The 22853-nt window shown below is 51.6% G+C and carries 11 protein-coding genes; 7 read left to right on the forward strand and 4 right to left on the reverse strand.

Features of this window, described 5'->3' with window-relative positions; genetic code table 11:
• The 4 genes from L6466_RS13625 to L6466_RS13640 form a co-directional block, all read right to left on the reverse strand.
• Positions 1-3402, reverse strand: coding sequence for a SusC/RagA family TonB-linked outer membrane protein (locus L6466_RS13625; protein ID WP_237802521.1), 3402 nt, complete (start codon positions 3400-3402; stop codon positions 1-3).
• A gap of 21 nt (positions 3403-3423) precedes the next feature.
• Complete coding sequence (locus tag L6466_RS13630) at positions 3424-6291, reverse strand: hypothetical protein (protein ID WP_237802520.1); 2868 nt, start codon at positions 6289-6291, stop codon at positions 3424-3426.
• Positions 6292-6578: 287 nt separating this feature from the next.
• Complete coding sequence (locus L6466_RS13635; protein ID WP_237802519.1) at positions 6579-10190, reverse strand: hypothetical protein; 3612 nt, start codon at positions 10188-10190, stop codon at positions 6579-6581.
• 466 nt (positions 10191-10656) lie between these two features.
• A complete protein-coding gene (locus L6466_RS13640; RefSeq protein WP_237802518.1) occupies positions 10657-13011 on the reverse strand; it encodes a polyribonucleotide nucleotidyltransferase in 2355 nt (784 codons plus the stop codon).
• A 136-nt stretch (positions 13012-13147) separates the two neighbouring features.
• Here L6466_RS13640 and L6466_RS13645 point away from each other — a divergent pair, with 136 nt between their 5' ends.
• From L6466_RS13645 to speA, 7 genes are all read left to right on the forward strand, one after another.
• On the forward strand, positions 13148-14311 hold the full coding sequence (locus L6466_RS13645; protein ID WP_237802517.1) for a TlpA disulfide reductase family protein: 1164 nt from the start codon (positions 13148-13150) through the stop codon (positions 14309-14311).
• A gap of 44 nt (positions 14312-14355) precedes the next feature.
• A complete protein-coding gene (locus L6466_RS13650; RefSeq protein ID WP_237802516.1) occupies positions 14356-14694 on the forward strand; it encodes a hypothetical protein in 339 nt (112 codons plus the stop codon).
• Positions 14691-17072, forward strand: coding sequence for a DUF3160 domain-containing protein (locus L6466_RS13655; RefSeq protein WP_237802515.1), 2382 nt, complete (start codon positions 14691-14693; stop codon positions 17070-17072). Before L6466_RS13650 ends, L6466_RS13655 begins: the two co-directional genes overlap by 4 nt.
• Positions 17041-17970: a CapA family protein gene (locus L6466_RS13660; protein WP_237802514.1), complete on the forward strand. Its 930-nt coding sequence runs from the start codon at positions 17041-17043 to the stop codon at positions 17968-17970. Before L6466_RS13655 ends, L6466_RS13660 begins: the two co-directional genes overlap by 32 nt.
• A gap of 109 nt (positions 17971-18079) precedes the next feature.
• Positions 18080-20380, forward strand: coding sequence for a type I DNA topoisomerase (gene topA, locus L6466_RS13665; protein WP_091818088.1), 2301 nt, complete (start codon positions 18080-18082; stop codon positions 20378-20380).
• 40 nt (positions 20381-20420) lie between these two features.
• The gene (locus L6466_RS13670) at positions 20421-20948 is read left to right on the forward strand and encodes a shikimate kinase (protein ID WP_237802513.1); all 528 of its coding nucleotides are present in this window, start codon (positions 20421-20423) and stop codon (positions 20946-20948) included.
• Entirely contained in the window at positions 20945-22840 is a 1896-nt protein-coding gene (gene speA, locus L6466_RS13675; RefSeq protein WP_091818092.1) for a biosynthetic arginine decarboxylase, read from the forward strand. Before L6466_RS13670 ends, speA begins: the two co-directional genes overlap by 4 nt.
• Positions 22841-22853: the final 13 nt, after the last annotated feature.

Genomic DNA, 22853 nt, shown 5'->3' on the forward strand with positions numbered 1-22853 from the left:
TTAGAAATCAACAGTGATACCCAGTGTATAAGAGCGTGAACGTGGTGTCTGCATGTTGTCGATAGCAGGATCCTCGCCACCGAATGCGATATCGGGGTCCACACCAGAGTACTTCGTGAGTACGAAGGGGTTGTTCACACTGGCATAGAATGAAAGGCGGTTCAGGCCAATCCATGTCAGGTTCTTCTTATTGATAGAATAGTTGAGCTGGGCATAGCTCATACGCAGGTAGCTACCATCCTCTACGAAGCGGTCGCTGATCAGCGTGTTGTAGTTGCTGTTGCCACCATACATAGCACGTGGGATAGGTGTTACGTCACCCTCCTGACGCCAGCGGTAGTTCACAGCCTGACTCTGGTTGTCGTTACCAGTCATGGCCTCAGCCTGCAGACGAGCCTTGTTGATAATCTTGTTGCCCACACGGTAGGTGAACTGTGTTGACAGACGCCACTGACCGTAGTTGAAAGAGAAACCGAAACCACCAGTCAACTTAGGCAGAGAAGAGCCCAGGTAGGTGATATCCAGTGCATTGATCTGACCATCGTGATTCAGGTCATCGTAGATAGCGTCACCACCGTTGAAGCCGGGGAATGCACCATCGTGACCAGTATTATCAGAACGATAGTCGTACATCATACGCTTAGGTACGTTGTTACCTTCGAGAATCAGGTTGCCATCGGCACCGACAGCCACAGGAGCCGTCTTACCAGAACCTGACCACTCTCTCCACCAAGTCTGGATGTCGTCCTTGGTAGCACCAGCCTCAACCATTTCCTGAACATGGTTCTTGATGGTGAGGTAGTTGTACTGGTACACACCCTTGTACTTGAAGCCGTAGATAGCACCGAACGGGTTGTGCAGCTGCACACGACGCAAGGTCTCACCGTTGTTATAGCCGTACTTAGAGTTCTTGTTTTCCAGGATGTACTCGTCCATCTCCAGGATTTCGTTGCGGTTGTTACCGAAGTTGGCGTTCATATCCATAGAGAACTTACCAGCCTTGATCATGCGGTTTGTATTGATATGGAACTCCCAACCGGTGTTGCGCATCTTACCGTTGTTATGATAAGGAACGGTAGCGAAACCAGTGTTTGAAGGAATACGGAAGCTACCCATCAGCATGTCGGATGTGGTTGACTGATAGCCCTCGATAGTCAGGTTCAGACGACCATCCATGAAGCCCAGGTCGATACCGAAGTTGTAGCTGGATACCAACTGCCACTTCAGGTCGGTCAGACGAATGTTCAGCGGTTTCATGGCAGCCATGTCGAGATACCTGTCGGCAGAACCATACTTAGAAGTAAACAGGTAGTTCTGACCAGGCTGGTTACCTACACGACCCCAGCTGGGACGGATAGCCAACATAGAGAGTGTGGGCTTCAGTTTCTGCATCCAAGGCTCGTCACTGACGATCCACTTCAGAGATACAGAGGGGAAGTAACCCCAGCGGTTGCCGGGACCGAACTTAGTAGTACCATCGGCACGTACGGTGAAGTCGGCCACATAGCGTCCCTTATAAGCATAGTGAGCAGAGAAGGTGTAGTACATAGAGCGCCACTGGCTGTAGCCAGAGCTCATGCCGTTGATGATACCACCAGCAGAGGGGCTCACGATGACACCGTTGGTAGAAGGCAGGCCGTAACCGTCGGTTGACTGAGAGCTGCTGGAACCAGAAGTCAGTTCGAAGCGTCCCATCATCATCACAGAGTGATCCTTGTTAGCAAAAGCAGGAATCAAGGTCAGCGTCTGCTTGGTGTTGAACGAAACGCTCTTTGAAGAGCTTGAGGCAGAGGTGTTCACCTTGTCCTCCCAGCGCTTGGTCACCAGTTCCTGGGGATAGAACGAATCGTTGTAGTGGTTAGAGATATTCATGTACACAGAGCTGCGCCAGTTCAACTGCCAGTGCTCATCATCGAGGCCCAGCAGCTGGTAGTTCAGGATGAGCTCAGGGTTCATGTCGTAGACACGGCGCTGCTTCTTAGCCAGATAAGCAGAAGCCACGGGGTTCACGTAGTTACGCTGGTCGTTCTTGAACACCTCAGAACCGATATAGGTTCCACTCTGAGGCATGTTATAGTACTTGTCGGTCTCCAGACCCGTGTCAGGATCGATCTGATAGATGCTCATGTTAGGCATCTTCTTCAGGGCGATGGCCAGCAGGTCGTCAGAGTTGTCGTCGTACTTAGAGTAAGTCAGAGAGAAGTTGGTGCTTACACGGATACGCTGGCTGACATTATAGTCCAGGTTCACACGTGTAGAGAAACGGTTCATCTTCTGCTGGATGATAGTACCCGTCTCGTGGTCGTAACCGGCACCGATACGGAAGCTAGCCTTCTCACCACCACCGGTGATGGTAGCGTAGTGGTTCTGACGCAGACCCCACTGAGTGACAGCGTCGCGCCAGTCGGTATTGGCACGATACTGGCGCCAGTCGGCCAGGATAGAAGGATCGTCCACATAGTTGATCTCAGGGATAGCATACTTATTAGATGCGTTATCGTTCTGACGGGGGTTGAAGTAAGCCTCCTTCAGCATCATGGTGTAGTCGTCACCATTCAGCAGAGCATAGCCCTGAGGCTGATAAGTACCAGTGAGCTTCAGTGAGTAGGTCACCTTTGGAGCACCACGCACACCACGCTTGGTGGTCAGCTCGATGACACCGTTACCACCCTGAGAGCCATATACTGCAGTAGCGGCAGCATCCTTCAGCACGGTGATAGAAGCGATATCCTCAGGGTTGATGTTCAGCAGTTCAGCGAACTTCTCATCATTGGCACCAGCCATATCGAAGTTGTCGAGGTTCACCTCACGGATGTTACCATCCACCACAATCAGCGGGTTGGCATCGGTCAGCGTAGAGATAGACGAAGCACCACGCAGACGCATGGTAGAACCAGAACCCAGGTTACCAGAGTTACCCACGATATCCAGACCGGCGATACGTCCCTGCAGGGCCTCATCGACAGAAGTGATACCCAGACCCTCGAACTCCTTCATGGAGATGGTCTGTGTGGCGTAAGAGATTTCTCGCTGAGGGATAGGCAGTGTGTTACCCTGCATACGGCGCTTAGAGGTAACGGTCACCTCCTTCAGCTTGGTCTTAGACTTCATCTTCAAGACATAGGTTGTCTTGTTGATAGGCATTGTCACAGTCTCCAGACCCACGTAACTGAAACGAATTTTATCCTTAGTATTGCGGACCTTCATCGTAAAGTTACCGTTCAAGTCGGTGAGAGCCGACTCGATGATACGTCCGGTAGCATCAATTTCACAGACGGTGGCACCCATCAGCGGACCCATATCGTCGCTCAGTGTACCGTGTACCGACGTGATATTCTGTGCGCTCAGTGTTGTAGACAGCAGGAGCGCGATTGTCATTATAACAGATTTCAGTATTTTCATACGTTTGTTCCTCCTATCTTATTATTCAACACCAAGTGCTTCTTTCACGATGTCACGCCAAGGCTTCTTAGCACCCGACATGAGGACACCGTCGATCTGATGTACCACAACGTCGCTGGCCATGAACAGAGAAGCGTTCACCTCAGAGTTCTTACCCTCGAACCAGTACTCACGGCACTGCAGGTTGTAGAGATTATTGTTTGTTACGACATGGTGGGTAACGCCCATCTTGTCCTTCACGGTCATGCTTGTATTTGAGTAGTCGATTTCCAGAGGAATGAATCGACCGGTCTCCAGGTCGCGCTTCATACTCTCGAAAGACGTGTGGCTCTTATAATGAGATACATTACCATTATCGTCGACCTCCACATCAGGTACCATACCGATAGCCACAGAGTGGTCCTGTACGTGATAACGGATGAAGTCAGACATGATAGTGGTCAGAGTCTCAACCACCTTGGCACGGATATCAGCCTTCTTAGCCTCAGTAGCTCCATCGGGATACCAGCCCTCAGCGATACAGATGCTGTCCACCTTAGGATCGTTCTTGGTCTTCACATCAAAGTCGCCACGGTCCAGTTCCTCGTCGGTAGGCAGGATTTTCTCATTCTGCAACTGCTCGATAGCCTCATTGGTAGGCACATACACGGTGTAGTTATAGTTGTCGAGCAGACGGAGGTTCTTACTGTTCACCCATGACTGACCAGCATAGTACTTGTTGTTCAGCATGTTTGTCAGCACGTTGTTGTAGTCGTTCTCCATCATGGTGAGGAACTTTGAGAACTCAGGATGCTCCTGCAAGGTGATATATACAGACTTCTGAGAAGCGATAGGCATCATGTCGTCCACCATGTAAGAAGAACCGTTTTCCATATCGTAACGGTCAACAGCGGGGATGTTGCGGTTGTGCTCAACCTGCCATCCACCCTGGAACTGCAGTTTGCCGCCAACATTGGTCACCTTGATCAGGCCACCACCCTTTGTCTTGAAGTACTTATAGCCTTGGGCCACATACTTCTCGACTGTCATATTCTTGTCGGGCAGCACGATAATCAGGTAGTTCATCATGCTGTCGTACAGACGATTTCTGAAGGTCAGCAGAGAACCGGTGTTACCAACCTCACCCAGTTTGTCGCCCTTTACGATCTCGCCATTCTCATCAACAGTAGATTTGTAGCGAACGCACTCAATCTGCTGCTTCTCCTTGTTGAAGGTGAACTCGAGGATATATGGTGTCTCGGTCTTCACATCATCCGTTGTAGCGCTGCGGCCGAAAGAGGCGGGGTCGAGCACCAACTGCATGGCATTGTTTGAAGGAAGAATCAAGGCATACTTAGAGTCCATTGACAGCAGGTATGGCTTGAAGGTACGTCCGTCGATGATGCTATAGATAATGTTCATTGTAGAGGCATGAGCCAGAGCGGGATAAGCCACAGAGGCAAACAGGGCAGGTGTGAACACCTTACCAACCTTGTAGACCACACCGTTACAACCCATGTAGCACTGCACGATATCGTCCTTGGTGATACCGAGGGGCTCCTTGGCATCGTTGAGCACGCTGGCGAACTTAGAAGGCACGTAGGTTGAGAACGTAGGAATCATGTTCACGTTGATCAGCTCAGTAATAATAGGTGTAGGCACATTATCCAGAGTACCGTACTCGTCCTGCAGAGACTTACCAGGACCATTCCACCAGTCCTGAACGGCCTGGTTGGTAGGAACAATCATCATACCGGCATCATTGTGCAGCGTGTTCTGCTGGTTGTCGTCGATATACTGGTTCCATCCCGGATCGAAACGCAACAGCTCATCGTAAGGAATCACGGTCTTCTGGTTGGTACGCTCGTCGTTGTAGACATACTTACCATTATCACTTGACGTGTCGTAGCTAGAACGGTCGATGGTCACCTTTCTGCTTCCGTTATAGTATGACTTAGCGGCATAGCGGAGCACAAACAGTGAGTCGCTGTTCTTGTAGTTTCTATTATAATCCTGCCACAATGTCTTATCGAAATAAGGCACTGCATAGCGGTCGAGCAGATGAGCCCATGTGCTCATGTCGTCGTCCTGATAGACGAGCTGAGCCATGTTGGGGCTTGACTCGATGACACGCTCCACCTTCTGGATGTAACCGTTCTTACAGGTTACGTCGTAGTCGATCTTCTTCTTGTCGGGATCGCCAGAGTTGACCACCTTCACACCGTTGACCCATGCCTCGTTGATACTGGTGGCACGATGGTTGGTGAGCAGGTTCAGGTCTTCCGCAGTAATCTTGTGGTTCTGCAGGTAGGCTGGCAAAAAGTGGATCATTGGAGCTTCCGTGACATCCTTCAGGATACGGATGGCATGTCCGCCACGCTTGCTGGCCCAATAAGCATTGTCTGGCATCTCGTCGGGTTGCATCACATACACCGAGTCGTAGGCAGATGCCGAAGTTGTGCGGCGCATGGTGCGTCCCCATTCAGGAGTAGCAGCATCGCCCTCAGCAGTCTCGTTGGACATCAGCTCCAGCAGATAAGCGTTGTCGATCATTGAGTTTCTCAACAACAGCTTTTTCTGAGGCAACGTGAGGTCCTCATACTGACTAACACCCCATTTGTTGTCCTTGAACCAGGCCTCATAAGCACTGTCGGCTGCAACAAACAACGTTCTTGAACCTGTGTGGCTGAGCACATCCTTCTCGCCCAGGTCATCAATAAGACGCAGCGTGTACTTGTAATTACCCTCGTCTTGCAACCGCTCATAGATAGAGTTGCCCAACCAAGAAGGCTGGCCGGTGAGAATCAGGTCGTCGTCTTTACACGACTGCATCACCGATGCTCCTATCAGCAGTGCACAGGCGGTGAAAGCTACGCTTCGTCCATGCTCTAAGATAGTGTTACACTTCATAGTTTTTTATAAATTGTTATTTTAAGTTATTATTGTTTACTACAATTATATTATTTGCTTTTTATATGTTGTCGCCTTACGGCGTGTGGTTTCTTATTTTGGGTAACAGCCGCCTGAGGGCCGTCGGTTTGCTTTTGTTTCGCTTGTCACGCGTTGTTCGATTGTTTCGGGTCATTTTGGTTTTGGTTTTTGGGGGTTATTAATAAAAACGAAGGAGTCGGAGAGGGCTTTCAGCCCCCCCCGATTCCTTATTTAGGGTATCGGAATTTTCGTTAATCGAATCATTCTTACTTCTGAATCTTTCTTACAACGACTGTGCCGTTGTCCATAGTTGTCTTACGGATGAAGAGGCCCTTGCCTGCGGCGCTGACCTGACGTCCGTCGAGTGTGAAGTACTGTACCTTTGCAGGCTTACCGATATTCATCACGGTCTCAACACCTGTGTTGTCGTCGCCATAGAAGAACAGCTTGAAGTTGTCCATGATAATCCAGTCAGCACCATTGCTCTTCTCGTGCTTGATACCGATGCGGAGTGTGCCACCCTCGTACTTGAACTTGAGTTGGTTGAGGTAGCGTCCCTCAGTAAACATCTCTACAGAAGATACCATGTTGCCAGGACCAGACTCACCTGCCTCAGCGTCGAAGCCGGCAGAGTGCTTCATCACTTCTGTTACATCCAGAGTGTCACCATCAACTACAGTAGCATAGAGGAATGCAGGTGTTGTATCGCTGACACGCTCGAAGGCGTTCATCTGCAGGCAGTAGTTACCAGCGGGGAAGGTTACGCTACCAACAGAGGTGATGTCCTGATACATATCGAATGTCTTCTCATAGAACTCCAGGGCAAGAGCACCCTTCTGAGTGTCGTCGTTACCGAAGTTGTAACCAGAGGTACCCTGCCAGCCCTCAATAGAGTTGGTCGGAACACCATCCTTAATCTTAGAGAAGTCAGGTGTCTGGATGAATGCGGTGAGGTCAGTACCCTTAGCAGAACCCTGAGCATAGTCAGCAGGCAGCTGAACCTTCAGTCTCATCTCACGGAGCTCCAGCTTCTTGGCCTCAATATCCTGAGCATCATAAGCACATGTGTTCAGGTTCTCCAGGACGGTTGCGCCCAGCTGCAGAGCCTCAGTAGCATCGATGCTCTGAGCAAACTGCATGTAGTCCTCGATAAACTCAGCAAACTTCTCGCAAACAGCCTTAGCCTCAGTCACATCATTGATAGCCTTCTGCAGCTTGTCGATAGCCTCGAGCATAGCGTCACCATCTTCGCCGGCCAGCAGAGCCTCGGCAGCAGCAATCTCATTTGTAAGGGCGGTCTTGGCAGTCTTTGTAGTTACCACGCTCTCATACTTCTTAGCCTCAGTCAGCATGTCCTCAAGCTGTGGCTTCACGATATCAACACCATTACCAAGGTAGGTCAGTTTGAAGTTGTCGAAGATAGGCCAGAACTTAGCCTCGGGAGTACCCTTCACACCGATACGTGTAACAGTGTTGGGCTCAGCAACCATACAGATAGTCTCCTGCAGGTAACCACCATCAGCGAAAGCAGCTGATGCAGCAACCATATTGTCGGGATAAGCATTCTCATCATTCTCATAGAGATAGGTAGCCTCCTTAACCTCATCATAGAATGCCTTTGGTTTTGGATAGCTGAACCAGTTGACAAGACCGGTCTTAGAATCGTTCATATAAAGATAGATGGGCACACCAGCCTCAAACAGCTCATAAGACTGAGCCTTGTTGTTGATAGCAGGATTGTCCTTCTTATCTGAACCACCATCCAGGTAACGAACATAACCGTTAACCTCCAGCTTATACAGACCTACAGGCAGGTTGCTTACCTCCTGGTAAACATCGAAGTTGGTGCTGTGCCATGCCTCGAAGCAGTGGTTGTCATCATTACCTCCGTGAGCAACATTACCACCACCATTATTAACAACGGTCCAACCATTCTTTCCATCCTCAAAGTCAGGATTCGTCAAGAATTTGGTTACATCGGTACCAGGCTTCAGACCTTCCTTCACCTCAGTAAATACGGCATCAATCAGGGTATTGATAGTAGCGATGATATCCTCCAGCTGCTTGTTAGTCAGGTCGCAATCACCAGTCTTGGTCTTAGCTTCAAGGAATGCCTTGACACTCATGGGGATCAGAGGATTGCCATCCTCGTCGGTACCCTCGTCCAGATAGTCACCAAGGTTGTAGGCTGCATCGTAGAGATCGTATTCTACGCTGACACCATGACCCTCGTTGTACTTAGTCTGCAGGTCAGCCCACAACTGAGCATTCTTTGCAATAGAGTCGCTGGCAGCTGTGATAGCCTTCAGAGCAGCAACAGCCTCAGCCTTATTGGTTGGTGCGGCACTGAAAGCAGCATTGTAGGCATTCAGATACTGCTCTGAAGCCACTGTACCAGTATAGTCAATCTTAGGAGACTGTGAAATCCAGTACTGATAAGCCTCAGCAGACTTACCATAGTAAGACAGCTTGAAGTTATCGAATACTACCCAGTCAGTACCAGTGATCTTCTGGTCCTTGCTAATACCTAAGCGTACAGTTCCTTCCTCAACAGCAAAGAACAACTTGTTCTTATAAAAACCGGCCTCAAAGTACAGACGACCTGTAGAAGGATTGCTAGGAATATAATATGTAACACCTTCATGCTCGCCACTCTGCTCTTCATTAGGTGTCTCAAAATATGTTCTGGTTTCATCACCAGCGATAGGTGCGGTATTCATGGCATCCCAGGCATTCTGAATCTCAGTAGTCAGGGTGTCGCCATCGGCATGAGCATACAACTTAGCCACATAGTTGGCATGATTTGCATGATCCTCCCAAGAGCCACGGAAGAACGCATTAGCCTCCAGTGCGTAAACACCAGTAGGCATATTGCTGATTTCCTGATAGGTATCGAAAGTCTTGTCGTAATGCTCAGCAACATTGGCAGCGGCGTGGCTGCCATTGCCCGCCATGTTAGGAGCAGTACCCTTCCAACCGGTAGAAGAAGCGTCATCGAAATTAGGATTCGCAAGAACGCCAGTCATATTAGAAGGCTTCTCAACTGAAGCATCTCCACCCAAGGCATTGTTGATCTTGGACTGAACGGCTGAAATAGCAGCCTTCAGCTCATCAACGGTAGCAGCCTCATTCTCATAGACAGCCACCTCAGCAGCCACGTCAATATTCTTCTCCTTGGCAGAGTTAATGTAAGTCAGAAGCTCCTCAGCCTTATCGAAGACAACCATTGCGGCAGCAACAACCTCATAATCGGCAGCACTTACAATAGCCCAGTCGATGTGATGACCTTCGCCCTCTGTCAACTCAACTGATACAGGGAAACGCTTCTCGCCGTCAACCAAAGTGCCATGTTCTCCTGTTTTGTAGAAATCCTGAGCAACGGCCTCATCACGTCCCATATACCTGGCTATCTCATCCTCAACCACGATGGGTGAAGAAGTCTTGATACGGAAAATATTACCTGTCTGAGGTACAATTTCCCACTGAGGACGGCCCCAACCAGAACCTTGGTCAGTGAAAATAGCATCAGCACCGGCTTCACCGCAGGCCATCTTCCATTCTAATTTGTTATTAGCAGTCTGAATGTAATTATTCAGGTAGTACAGCTGTGTGCCTTCTGAAGTCTCACTAAAATACACCTTTACGGCAGAAGCAGCAGGACCAACACAACCACGTGTACCCCAGGTATTACCCTGAGTAAAGAACAATTTTGCAGATGTGTTGTAGAGATAATAGGGTGCCTCTTCAGTACCCACAGACCAAGCAGTAGTAGCTGGCTCCGGCTTCTGGCGAACACCGTTCACCAGTTCCGCATTAGCAGTAGTCCATGCCATCACTAGCACAGAACCCACTACGAATAGTTTTTTCAGATTCATCATAAGTTTTAGTTTAAATTAAATAAAAATATTTTTTAGTCAGTAAAAATGTAGGTTTCTAACTCATTAATATCACCTCTCTCGCGTACATTATATATAATATAAGCATAGAACGCAGTAACTGCCTTGGTGAAAATCGGTGCAAATATAAGCAAAAAATTAATAACTCGTATCAAATATTCGTGTTTTTTTTGATTAAAATCAGAAAAAGGTGTGTTTTAACACTTCTGTTGAAACAAATGAATCAAATAGAAAAATGAAAAGCAACATGAGACAAAAACATAAGCTCTTTAAGAGAGACGTCGTTTCCCGACAAGAGAGACGTCGTTTCTCTGCAAGAGAAAGGTCGTCTCTTAACCAGAGCAAAATATTTTCCTAACTAGAGAAAATTATTTCTCTAACTAGGGAGTAAAAAAAAGACCCCGTCAAACTGGTTGACGAGGTCCTTGATTTTATATCGAATTTCCGATTAGAAATCCATGTGATCCAGTGTGTCGCTAAAGTCCTTTGGCTCCTTGTTCTCAGCGGGGTCGCGATAAGCCTCACCCTCCTTCTGCTCAGGACGGGGACGACGCTCTCCACGCTCGCGACGGTCGCGGCGCTCACCACGGTCACGACGCTCGCCACGCTCAGGGCGCTCACGGCGCTCACCACGGGCTGGACGCTCTACGTAGTCAGCGGGCTTCTCGATCAGCACGCGGTGTGAGAGCTTATACTTACCAGTCTTAGGATCGATCTCGAGGAGCTTCACCTGGATGTGGTCGCCCTCCTTGATACCAGCCTCCTCAACAGTCTCGAGGCGCTTCCAGTCGATCTCAGAGATATGGAGCAGACCATCCTTGCCAGGCATGATCTCTACGAAGCAGCCATAAGGCATGATGCTGCGAACCACACCATCATAAACCTCGCCTACCTCGGGGATAGCCACGATAGCCTTGATCTTAGCCAGAGCTGCGTCGATGCTCTCCTTATCGGGACCAGATACCTGCACCTTACCAACACCGTCGGTTTCATCGATAGTGATGGTCGTCTTGGTATCCTCCTGCATCTGCTGGATAATCTTACCGCCAGGGCCGATGACAGCACCGATGAACTCCTTAGGAATCTCGATCTGAACGATACGGGGAACCTGAGGCTTGAACTCGGCACGGGGCTCAGCGATGGTATCGGTGAGGCACTTCAGGATGTGCTCACGACCAGCCTTTGCCTGCATCAGAGCCTTCTCGAGGATGTCGAAGCTCAGACCGTCGCACTTGATATCCATCTGGGTAGCTGTCAGACCGTCCTTTGTACCGGTGGTCTTGAAGTCCATATCACCCAGGTGGTCCTCGTCACCGAGGATATCGCTCAATACAGCGTACTTGTCTTCTCCAGGATTCTTGATCAGACCCATAGCGATACCAGAAACAGGCTTCTTCATGGGCACACCAGCGTCCATCAGGGCGAGGGTACCGGCACAAACGGTTGCCATTGAAGAAGAACCGTTAGACTCGAGAATCTGAGAAACCAGACGGACGGTGTAAGGGAAGTCCTCAGGAATCTGACCCTTCAGACCGCGCCAAGCCAAGTGTCCGTGACCAATCTCACGACGGCCTACGCCGCGCTGGGCCTTAGCCTCACCAGTACAGAATGGGGGGAAGTTATAGTGGAGGAGGAAGCGCTGGTAGCTCTTGTCGAGCACATCGTCAACCATCTTCTCATCGAGCTTGGTACCCAGCGTACAGGTAGAGAGCGACTGTGTCTCACCACGGGTGAAGATAGCACTTCCGTGAGGCATGGGCAGGGGAGATACCTCGCACCAGATGGGGCGGATCTCATCGGTCTTACGACCATCCAGGCGGATACCCTCGTCGAGGATACAACGGCGCATGGCGTCGCGCTCTACATCGTGGTAGTAGCGGTCCATCATAGCGCTGTACTCATCGTCGCTGATTTCGCCCTTGGCATCCTCAGCCAACTCAGCACGCTCAGCGAAGAACTTCTCCTTGAAGTCCTCGAGAATCTTCTCGAAGGCATCAGCGCGATCCTGCTTGGGCAGAGCCTGCTTGGTGATATCGTATGCGGGCTGGTACAATTCTTTATTCATGCGTGCGCGGAGGTCCTCGTCGTTAACCTCGTGGTTGTACTCGCGCTTCACGTCCTTACCGAGCTCCTTGCTCAGCTCCTTCTGGAGTTCGCACATGGGCTTGATGGCATCCATAGCGGCCTTGAGGGCACCCAGCAGATCCTGCTCAGACACCTCTTTCATCTCACCTTCCACCATCATGATGTTCTCAGCAGAAGCACCAACCATGATGTCCATGTCGGCCTGCTTCATCTGCTCGAAGGTAGGATCGATTACATACTGGCCATTGATACGAGCCACGCGCACCTCAGAGATGGGGCACTCGAAGGGAATATCCGAGCAAGCCAGGGCTGCAGATGCAGCAAAACCTGCCAATGCATCGGGCTGGTCAACGCCGTCTGCTGAGAGCAGCATGACGTTAACGAAAACTTCTGCGTGATAATTGCCAGGGAAAAGTGGACGAAGCACACGGTCCACGAGACGGCTAGTCAGGATTTCGTTATCAGAGGCTTTGCCTTCACGCTTGGTGAATCCACCAGGGAAACGTCCAGCAGCACTGTACTGCTCACGGTAGTCAACCTGCAAAGGCATGAAATCGGTTCCGGGAACTGCATCTTTTGCGGCACAAACAGTGGCCAGAAGTACAGTGTTGTTCATCTTCAGCATGACAGCACCGTCGGTCTGCTTTGCCACTTTCCCGGTTTCAATGGTGATGGTTCTGCCATCAGCCAATTGAAGGGTTTTTGTAATTACGTTCATCTTGTTTAAAACATCTAAAAAAATAAATTCGTGCAAAAGTACACATTATTTTATTAAAACGTGCACAAAATCTGCATATTTTACTCTTTTTTATGAATTAATTCGTAACTTTGCACTCGACAAAACAATAACGACAATGAAAAAAATAGCAATAACAGCCTTGGCAGCACTCGTTTTCGCTGCCTGTAGCGACCAGAAACCTACCTTTACCGTAGAAGGAACCATCGATGGTGTCAAGGACACGACCATCTATCTGTATAACAACGCCCTGAGCGGCGCTGTGAAAGTGGACTCTGCCAAAATAGGCGAGGACGGCACCTTCACGCTGAAAGGGGAGGCGCCCAAGGATCCCGAACTCTACTGCATCAACCTGGGCAACCAGATTATCTACGTGGGTATCGACTCCACGGAGACGGTGACCATTCATGCGAAGGCGCCCAACATCGCCCGTGACTACGAGGTGGAGGGTTCGGTGAACACCCAGAAAATCAAGGAACTGTCGCTGAAGCAGCAGGACCTCAGGGCCAGGGTGATTGCCATCCAGAACAACCTGGATTTGAACAGGGAGCAGATTACCGTGGCACTGCAACAGCTGGTGGATGCCTACAAGGTGGAGATTGCCAACGACTACATCTACGAGAACCCGGCATCTATCTATGCCTATTTCGCCCTGTTCCAGACGCTGGGCGGCTATAACCTGTTCGACCGTTCCAACCAGCAGGATGTACGTGCCTTTGCTGCCGTAGCCACCAGTTGGGACACGTTCCACCCGGAATCAGAGCGTACCAAGCACCTGCACAACACCACCATCAAGGGTATGAACGATACCCGTCAGCAGGCTGCCCGTGAGATGATGGCCGCAGAGGCCGCCACGAAGGTGGAGGCTACCGGTCTGATTGAACTGGAGCTGCCCGACGTGAGTGGCCATACCCGTACGCTGACAGAACTGAACGGCAAGGTGGTGCTGCTCGACTTCCACATGTTTGGCATGAAGGAGTCGGCCGCCCGTATCCTCAGCCTGCGCGACCTGTATGCAAAATACCACGCTCAGGGACTGGAGATCTATCAGGTAGGACTTGATGAAAACGAGCATTTCTGGAAGCAGCAGACAGAAACACTTCCCTGGATTTGCGTCTACGACCCATCGGCCCAGTCGGCCCTGCACTACAACGTACAGAACGTACCCGAATATTTCCTCATCGACCGCAACAGTCAGCTCTACAAGCGTTCGACACAGATGAAGGATGTGGAGGCGGAGATTCGCGCGCTGCTCGCAAACCCTACCAGCTCAGCCAAGTAAGCGATAGTCTCTACTGGCTGAACGATTGGCGGCTGCCCTACCCAGTGTACCGCTTCTGCACAGGTGATGTGGATGGCGACGGAAGTATCGACGCCTTGGTGGGTGTCGTCAAAAACACCCGATTTCATCAGGAGGTAGCACGCCGTATCTTCATCTTCAAACAGGTAGATGGGAAGGTGCGTCCGCTGTGGCTGGGTTCACGACTGGGTGCCGAGTTGGTGGACTTCCGTTTTGTGGACGGGTGCATCAGGGCATTGGAGACCGATGGAAAGGGAAAATATGCCGTGATAGACTATGAGTGGAAGGACTTCGGACCGGCCTTCAAACGGTTTATCGTCAAGAATACCAATCAAAAGAACGCCATAAAACAATTTAATCTATGAAGAGAATAGCTTCCTTTATCCTTTCTGGGCTGCTGCTGGCAGGTTGTGCCACCAAGGAGCAGACGGCACCGGTGAGCACGCTCGACGTGGAGAGCCTGCGCGACAGCGTGGACCTCAACATGGATATCACGGGCCTGTCGCTCAGCGACTTGCGCATCCTGGAGAATGTGTTCCTGGCACAGAAGGGTTATCCTTTTGAGGACTCCTATATCCGCAGCGTCTATTGTTCGACAACATGGTACGACTCGCTGATGTGGGAATTCAGCGAGAACGAGGACTACTACGACCAGAACAGTGGCTACTGGGGCGGCGAGCGCAACGAGGAACTGTCGTATCGCGAGGAATACTACGCCAGCATCAAGCCGGAAATCATCGCTTATACCGACGAGCAGCGTGCCTTTGTGAACCGTGTAAGACAGCGCGAGGATGAGTTGCGCAAACGGAACTTCAAGTCAGAGAACGAAGGCGACAAGGTGAACATCACAAACATCGTGAACCCTGCCCTGCTGAAAGATCCAGACCAGCGTCTGTGGGACTACCTGGGACGCAACGGCTTTGCCATCGTGCCTGCCCAGCACCAGCAGCTGTTCCACGTCTACGAGCAGAACGACTACCACGAATTTCCGGCCTTCGTCACCACCGACCTCTTTCTGCAACTCTACCACCTCTATTTCGACTGCATGCTGCGCGAAGTGGAACAGGAGAAGTTCATGCCCTTGCTGAAGGAGTTCTGCGAGGAGGCCCGCAAGAAGGTATCAACAGAAAACGACGACCCAACAGAGCAATGGCTCTCCACCTATTTCACCGTGGCCAACGCCCTGCTGAACGGACGACTTGCAACCACCGATGAAACGGCACAAACGGAATATGAAAAGGTCATGAAGAGCGAGGACGACATGTCGGAGTTCATGGGTTATACTGATGCTATGTTCAACTACAGTCTGTTCCGCCCGCGCGGCCACTATACCCGCAACGAGACGTTAGGCCGCTACTTCCGCACCATGATGTGGCTGCAGACCGTACCCTTCCAGACCGACAAGGAAGAGGACATGAAAAAAGCACTGCTGCTGGCCCAACTCATTGGTCGTGACACCAAAATGACGAAACTCTATCAGGCGCTGACAGAGCCCATGACCTACCTCATGGGGCAACCCGACGACGTGAGCATTCTGCAGGTTTGGCAGTTGCACCAGCAAGAGCCCGACTTCAGGAAACTCTGCAAAAAGATCGATGAAATCGCCGAAAAACAAACACGCATCCGTCCAAAGTTCCTACGTACAAGCAGAAACAAGGTGCGCCTGATGCCCCAGCGCTACCAGCCCGATGCCGAGGTGCTGCAGGAGATGGTGGATTACGAGACAGAGACCACCAAGCGCGAAGCGCCCAAGGGTCTGGACGTGTTTGCCGCGATGGGCGTCAGCGCTGCTGAGAAGATACTCATGGACGAACTGAACGAGCCCGACCGCTGGAGCAAGTACACCAGCAACCTGAAGCGGATGAAGAAGCGCATGAACGAGATTAAGTGGGAGGAGAATGCCGCAACCCAGTGGATGAGTGCGCTGAAGACCGTCATCGACAAGCCTCAGCATGCACCTTATTTCATGCTCTCGCCCGAATGGGACAAGAAATCGCTGAATGCGATGCTGGGCTCATGGAGCGAACTGAAGCATGATGCCATTCTGTATGCCAAGCAGCCCATGGGTGCCGAGTGCGGCGGTGCAGGTCCTCCCGACCCCATCGTCAAGGGCTATGTGGAACCGAATATCCGGTTCTGGCAGAAGGCTATCGACCTATTGAAGGAGCACAAGAAGATACTGCGCACCCACAACCTGCTTACAGAGAAGATTGTCAATGTCAACGAACAGCTCATCGAAGAGGCCGAGTTCCTGTTGGCTATTAGCAAGAAGGAACTGAGGGGCGAGGTACTGAAAGACGTGGAGTACGATGAACTGGAGTATATCGGTGCGAAGTTTGAGAACATGTCGCTGGAACTGTTGCGCGACAGCGAGCACGAGCTCTGGGACTGGGAAGCCATTCAGGGGCCCGACCGCAAGGTGGCGCTGGTGGCTGATGTCTATACCGCCAATGCCGACAACAACCCCAACAAGAGTATCCTCTACGAGGCTGTCGGTGATGCCGATGAAATCTATGTCGTGGTGGAGATTGGCGGATACCTGTGGCTCACCCGCGGTGCCGTGTTCTCGTATCGTGAGTTCCAGCGTTCCATCGACGACCAGCGCCTCAACGACGAGGAATGGCAGGAGTACCTGGAGCGTCACCCCCGATCGGGCGTGCCAGAATGGATGACCCCGGTTACCGTGCCCTTGGAAAAGACGCCTGTAGATAATGAGAGCGTATTTTATAGCACTGGTTGCTAGCCTGGCTAGTTTCACTAGTGCCACTAGTCAGACTAGTTCAACTGGTGAAACTAGTAAAACCTGCCTCCTCTTCACCGGCGACATCCTTTTAGACCGCGGTGTGCGGAAAGTCATCGAGCGCCACGGCACCGACTACCTCTTCACCCGCAAGACAGACTCGCTCTTCCGAGCTGCGCAGGTGGTGGTGGGCAATCTGGAATGCCCGGCCACGAGAATCAAGGCACCCGTACAGAAGCGCTTCATCTTCCGTGGAGAACCAGAATGGTTGGACGGACTGAGAAAGCACGGTTTTACCCATCTGAACCTGGCCAACAACCACAGCATAGACCAAGGCAGAAAAGGACTCACAGACACCCGGGAAAATATCCTTAAAGCAAGGATGGAACCCGTTGGAATGGGCAAAAATCTGCAAGAAGCGGCACAACCGGTGCTGCTAACATCATGTCCACGCAAGGTGTGGCTCATCGCCTCACTGGGAATGGCGCTGGAGAATTTTGCCTACCTACCCGACCGTCCCTGCGTGAACACCGAACGGACGCAGGAGATTATCGGGCGCATCCGTGACATCAAGCGGAAAGACCCACAGGCTGTGGTTCTCGTATCCATCCACTGGGGAGGCGAGCACACCCTGAAGCCCGTACCCAGTCAGCGACTGGATGCCCACCGTCTGATCAATGCCGGTGCAGATGCCCTGATATGTCACCATACCCACACCCTGCAAACCATTGAGCACTACAAAGGACGGGATATCTACTACAGCATCGGCAACTTCATCTTTGACCAGCAGAAGCCGCTGAACAGCCAAGCCTGCGTGGTGAAGGTGGAAGTAACCAGGAATCATGTGAAAACACAAGCCCTGCCCGTCCACATCCAAGGATGTGTGCCACATTTAAAGTGAATTTTCTTGCGCCCAATCGTTAAGAAAACAAAAAATCTCCTATATATATAAGGTGGTAGCAAACTTTTTGTTTACTTTTGCACCCCAAATTATCATAACAAGCAAAATTATGCAGAAAAATCTTGTGATTGTGGAGTCACCCGCCAAGGCCAAGACGATTGAGAAATTTCTTGGCGAGGACTATAAAGTCATGTCTAGTTACGGACATATCCGCGACCTGAAGAAGAAAGAGTTAAGTATCAACGACACCACCCTGGAACCCGAATACGAGATTCCCGATGAGAAGAAGAAACTGGTCAGTGAACTGAAGAACCAGGCCAAGAAAGCCGGTCAGGTATGGCTCGCATCCGATGAAGACCGCGAGGGAGAAGCTATTTCATGGCACCTGTGTGAGGTGCTGGGACTGGATGAGGAGAAGACCAAGCGTATCGTGTTCCACGAGATTACCAAACCCGCTATCCTTGATGCCATCGAGCATCCGCGCACGCTGGACATGAACCTGGTGAATGCCCAGCAGGCCCGTCGTGTGCTCGACCGTCTGGTAGGTTTCAAGTTGTCGCCCGTGCTGTGGCGCAAGGTGAAGCCCGCCCTCTCTGCCGGTCGTGTGCAGAGTGTTGCCGTACGTCTTATCGTAGAGCGTGAGCGCGAGATACAGGCCTTCAAGAGCGAGACATACTACAACGTGAGCGGTGTCTTCGCCATTGCCAACCCCGACGGTTCAATGACGGAGGTGAAGGCCACGCTGGGCCAGCGTTTCAAGACCGAGGAGGAAGTGATGGCGTTCCTGAACAAATGCAAGGATGCCACCTTCACCGTAGAGGCTATCCAGAAGAAGCCCATGAAGCGCACGCCTGCGCCCCCATTCACCACCTCTACCCTGCAGCAGGAAGCCGCACGTAAGTTGGGCTACACCGTGAGTCAGACGATGATGGTGGCACAACACCTCTATGAAAACGGACGCATCACGTACATGCGTACGGACTCTGTGAACCTGAGCAGCCTGTGCATCAACGCCACGAAGGAGGAGATCGGACAGCTGTATGGCGAGCAGTACAGCAAGGTGCGCCAGTATCACACCAGTTCAAAGGGTGCCCAGGAGGCGCACGAAGCCATCCGTCCTACCTACATGGACCAGACCACGATTGAGGGTACCGTACAGGAGAAGCGCCTGTATGACCTCATCTGGAAGCGCACCCTGGCCTGCCAGATGGCAGATGCCGAGATAGAGAAGACCACCGTCACCATCAGCATCAGCACCAGCGACGAGCAGTTCGTGGCCAGCGGCGAAGTGGTGAAGTTCGACGGTTTCCTGAAGGTTTACCGCGAGTCTGTTGACGACGATGACGACAACAAGGACGAGCAGGGACACATCCTGCCTCCTTTGAAGAAGGGCATGGAACTGACACGTCGCGACATCGTCGCTACAGAGCGCAACAGTCAGGGACCTCAGCGCTATACGGAAGCCTCATTGGTACATAAGCTGGAGGAACTGGGAATCGGCCGTCCTTCTACCTATGCACCTACCATCAGCACCATCCAGCAGCGTGAATACGTGGTGAAGGGTGACAAGAAGGGCGAGGAGCACAACTATGCCATCATCACCCTGAGGGGTAAGCAGATATCACAGAAGCAGCGCACCGAGATGACCGGTGCCGACAAGGGTAAGCTGATGCCTACGGATATCGGTACGGTGGTGAACGACTTCCTGATGGAGCATTTCCCTACGATCATGGACTATAACTTCACGGCTAAGGTGGAGCAGGACTTCGATAAGATTGCAGAAGGCAAGGTACTGTGGGACAAGATGATGAAGCGTTTCTACAAGGACTTCGAGCCCGTGGTGGAGAGCACGATGAACGCCCGTTCAGAGCACAAGGCCGGTGAGCGCCAGCTGGGTATCGACCCCAAGAGCGGCAAGCCCGTCTTCGTGAAGATTGGCCGTTTCGGTCCGCTGGTACAGATTGGTTCGGCCGAGGACGAGGAGAAGCCACAGTTTGCCCACCTGCCCAAGGAACTGAGTCTGGAGACCGTCACACTGGAGCAGGCACTGGAACTCTTTAAGCTGCCCCGCATGCTGGGCCAGTTTGAGGGTGAGCCTGTCACCATCGGTACAGGTCGCTTTGGCGCCTACGTGCTCCACAAGAAAGTATACACCTCTCTGCCCAAGGACGCCGACCCGCTGACCATCGGTATTGCCGATGCCGTGAAACTGATTGAGGACAAGCGCAAGCAGGAGGCTCAGAAGCTGCTGAAGACGTTCAAGGAAGACAGTAAGCTGACGGTGCTCAACGGTCGATACGGTCCCTACCTGGCTTACGACGGTACCAACTACCGTCTGCCCAAGAACCTGCACGAGAAGGCCAGGGAACTGACCTACGACGAGTGCATGAAGATCATCAACAAGAATTGAGGATTGAGATTTGAGGTTTGAGATTTAAGAACTGAGGTTTATGAAAAGGATTATCCTCATAGGCTACATGGGAGCCGGCAAGACGACCGTAGGCAAGGCACTCGCCAAGGAACTGGACATCCCGTTCTATGACCTGGACTGGTATATCGAGAACCGCAGGCGCAAGACGGTGTCGGAGATCTTTGCCGAAGTGGGCGAGGAGGGCTTCCGCCAGATAGAGCATAACATGCTGCACGAGGTAGCAGAATTTGAGGATGTCATCATCAGCTGTGGCGGTGGCACGCCCTGCTTCTTCGATAATATCGACTATATGAACGGGCAGGGACAGGTGGTTTACCTGAAGGCCTCGCCGGAAGTGCTCTACAAGCACCTGCTGATGGGCAAGGGCGAGCGTCCGCTGCTCAAGGGCAAGAGTAAGGAGGAACTGATTACCTTCATCCGCGAACAGCTGGAGAAGCGCGAGCCCTACTACAACAAGGCACGCTACACGGTTGACGTGAGCCTCATGGATAATTACGACAAAATAAAAATCACAATAGAGAAACTCCGCGAATTACTGGAACTATGAAGAAATGGACCTTAGATGATGCCCGCGAGTTGTACAACATCAACGGATGGGGCACGAGTTACTTTGGTATCAACGACAAGGGTGATGTCTATGTGACGCCCAGCAAGGACGAGGTGCAGATTGACCTGCGCGAGGTGATGGACGAACTGTCGCTACGCGACGTGACAGCCCCCGTACTACTGCGTTTCCCCGATATCCTGGACAACCGTATCGAGAAGACCTGGAGCTGCTTCAAGAAGGCGGCCAAGGAATACGACTACAAGGGTGAGAACTACGTGGTCTATCCCATCAAGGTGAACCAGATGCAGCCCGTGGTCGAGGAGATTATCTCTCACGGACGTAAGTTCAACCTGGGCGTAGAGGCCGGTTCCAAGCCTGAGCTGCACGCCGTCATCGCCGTACAGTGTCAGAGCGACTCTATCATCGTATGTAACGGCTACAAGGATGAGAGCTATATCGAACTGGCCCTGCTGGCACAGAAGATGGGCAAGCAGATCTTCATCGTGGTGGAGAAGCTGAACGAACTGGATATCATTGCCCGCGTGGCTAAGCAGTTGAACGTGCGTCCTAATATCGGTATCCGCATCAAACTGGCTTCCAGTGGCAGTGGCAAGTGGGAAGAGAGCGGCGGCGATGCCTCTAAGTTCGGACTGACCAGTGCCGAACTGCTTGAAGCGCTGGAGATGCTCGACAAGAAAGGTATGCGCGACTGTCTGCGCCTGATTCACTTCCATATCGGTTCGCAGATTACCAAGATACGTCGTATCCAGACGGCCCTGCGCGAGGCTTCACAGTTCTATATCCAACTGCATAAGATGGGCTATAACGTGGATTTCGTGGATTGTGGCGGTGGTCTGGGTGTGGACTATGACGGTACGCGCTCTCCCTCGAGTGAGAGTTCGGTGAACTACTCGATTCAGGAGTATGTGAACGACTGTATCTACACCTTTGTGGAGGCGGCCAACAAGAACAATATCCCCCACCCCAACATCATCACGGAGAGCGGACGCTCGCTGGCTGCCCACCACTCTGTGCTGGTCATCGATGTGCTGGAGACGGCCTCACTGCCCGAGATGCCCGAGGAGTTTGAACCCGACGAGAACAGTCACCAGCTGGTGAAGGACCTCTATGAGATCTGGGATAACCTCTCCCCCCGTAATGTGCTGGAAGACTGGCACGATGCCGAACAGATTCGTGAGGAGGTGCTTGACCTCTTCTCGCATGGTATCGTGGATTTGAAGACACGTGCTGAGATTGAGGCGATGTACTGGAGCGTTTGTCATGAGATCAACGCGCTGGCGAAGAACCTGAAGCATATCCCAGAGGAACTGATGAATATCGATAAGTTGCTGGCTGACAAGTATTTCTGCAACTTCTCACTGTTCCAGAGCCTGCCCGACTCATGGGCTATCGACCAGATGTTCCCCATCATGCCTATCCAGCGACTCGACGAGCGTCCTACGCGTAATGCCACGCTGCAGGATATCACCTGCGACAGCGACGGTAAGGTGGTGAACTTCGTGACCAACCGCCATAACTCGCACTCGCTGCCCGTCCATGCGCTGAAGAAGAACGAGACCTACTATCTGGGCGTGTTCCTCGTGGGTGCCTATCAGGAGATCCTGGGCGATATGCACAACCTCTTTGGCGACACGACCGCTGTCCACGTATCGGTGAAGGATGGTCACTACCACATCGACCAGATTTTCGACGGCGAGACCGTGGCCGAGGTGCTGGAATACGTGCAGTACAACCCCAAGAAACTGGTACGCCAGTTGGAGATATGGGTGTCTAAGAGTGTGAAGGAAGGAAAGATTTCGCTCGAAGAAGGCAAGGAATTCCTAAGCAACTATCGCAGCGGACTCTACGGATATACCTATCTGGAGCAGTAATGGGAGGTAAGAG

This window comes from Prevotella communis (genome assembly GCF_022024175.1).
Lineage (GTDB): Bacteria > Bacteroidota > Bacteroidia > Bacteroidales > Bacteroidaceae > Prevotella > Prevotella communis.

Excerpts from the sequence above, each read along its gene's own strand:
- L6466_RS13625 (WP_237802521.1), bottom strand. The coding sequence starts at position 3,402 with ATGAAAATACTGAAATCTGTTATAATGACAATCGCGCTCCTGCTGTCT.
- L6466_RS13630 (WP_237802520.1), bottom strand. The coding sequence starts at position 6,291 with ATGAAGTGTAACACTATCTTAGAGCATGGACGAAGCGTAGCTTTCACC.
- L6466_RS13635 (WP_237802519.1), bottom strand. The coding sequence starts at position 10,190 with ATGATGAATCTGAAAAAACTATTCGTAGTGGGTTCTGTGCTAGTGATG.
- L6466_RS13640 (WP_237802518.1), bottom strand. The coding sequence starts at position 13,011 with ATGAACGTAATTACAAAAACCCTTCAATTGGCTGATGGCAGAACCATC.
- L6466_RS13645 (WP_237802517.1), top strand. The coding sequence starts at position 13,148 with ATGAAAAAAATAGCAATAACAGCCTTGGCAGCACTCGTTTTCGCTGCC.
- L6466_RS13655 (WP_237802515.1), top strand. The coding sequence starts at position 14,691 with ATGAAGAGAATAGCTTCCTTTATCCTTTCTGGGCTGCTGCTGGCAGGT.
- L6466_RS13660 (WP_237802514.1), top strand. The coding sequence starts at position 17,041 with ATGAGAGCGTATTTTATAGCACTGGTTGCTAGCCTGGCTAGTTTCACT.
- topA (WP_091818088.1), top strand. The coding sequence starts at position 18,080 with ATGCAGAAAAATCTTGTGATTGTGGAGTCACCCGCCAAGGCCAAGACG.
- L6466_RS13670 (WP_237802513.1), top strand. The coding sequence starts at position 20,421 with ATGAAAAGGATTATCCTCATAGGCTACATGGGAGCCGGCAAGACGACC.
- speA (WP_091818092.1), top strand. The coding sequence starts at position 20,945 with ATGAAGAAATGGACCTTAGATGATGCCCGCGAGTTGTACAACATCAAC.